The organism is Oleiphilus sp. HI0061 (assembly GCF_001635675.1).
In genome coordinates this window covers 1-1,053 of sequence record NZ_LWFE01000195.1, presented here as the reverse complement: position 1 = coordinate 1,053, position 1,053 = coordinate 1, and the positions used below count along the sequence as shown (strand labels likewise).

Below are 1,053 nucleotides of genomic sequence, written 5' to 3'. Positions count from 1 at the left end.
GGTAGGCTCGCTTCAAGTTTTGCTATAGCATCCCAAGCGCCGGAAACCATCATTATCACGGCGAATTCGCCCCCGAGCACTGTCATTCTACTGTCTATGATATTGCATTGGTTGGTCGAGCAGGCTTTTGCTAGCTCATTAACGATACCTGGCTTGTCGGTGCCAATAGAAGAAATAACCAAAAAGTTTGGTTTGTGATCTGTATTGCCCATAATTTCGCCTTAGTTGAGTGGGTTGTTGGACGATATTTTTGTTTCTTTGCCATATAGTAAGGCATGTTTACTTGTGAAAAAACCATCTCGGCATTAACATACGCGATTGTTTTTACTTTGTACCGTTTCAGTATCTGTTTTTGAGTAAAAAGTGCGCAGATATTTTCTTGGAGATCAATATGATTGAAGGCAGCATTGTTGCCCTGGTAACGCCCATGTTTGAAGACGGAAGTCTTGATTGGGAACGTTTGGATTCCCTGCTGGACTTCCATGTCGAAAAAGGAACTAATGCTATTGTTGCTGTTGGTACCACTGGTGAGTCTGCAACGCTCGACCCTGCAGAGCATTGCAGCGTTATCGATCATATAATTAAACGTATTGCTGGAAGAATTCCTGTTATCGCTGGCACAGGCGCAAACTCTACTTCAGAGGCTATTGAACTCACGCGTGAAGCTAAGAAGCTTGGTGCTGATGCATGCTTGCTGGTGGCGCCATATTACAACAAGCCTACTCAAGAAGGCCTATACCTTCATCATAAAGCGATTGCTGAAGCAGTAGAAATTGATCAGATTCTTTACAACGTACCGGGTCGAACAGTTGTTGATATGCAGAACGAGACGGTTCTTCGTTTAGCTGATGTACCTAATATTGTCGGCATTAAAGACGCCACAGGTGATATTGCTCGTGGCAGTGAACTCATCAAGTCCTTAAATGGCAAAATGCCGGTCTATTCGGGTGATGATGAAACTGCTTATAAGTTGATCTTGGCGGGTGCCAAAGGCAATATTTCAGTTACAGCTAATGTACTTCCTGCTGAGATGAGTCAGCTTTGTCGCCTAGC

Annotated in this window: 2 protein-coding genes; one reads left to right on the top strand and one right to left on the bottom strand. The window is 44.0% G+C overall.

Annotated elements, in window-relative coordinates; all coding sequences use genetic code 11:
* Window positions 1–212, bottom strand: a 212-nt coding sequence (locus A3735_RS02305) for an ACT domain-containing protein (protein ID WP_304439955.1), incomplete at its 3' end; no start/stop codon positions are given.
* 179 nt (window positions 213–391) lie between these two features.
* Between A3735_RS02305 and dapA the strand changes: the two genes are divergently transcribed.
* On the top strand, window positions 392–1,053 hold a 662-nt coding region (dapA, locus tag A3735_RS02300; RefSeq protein ID WP_068637518.1), incomplete at its 3' end, for a 4-hydroxy-tetrahydrodipicolinate synthase.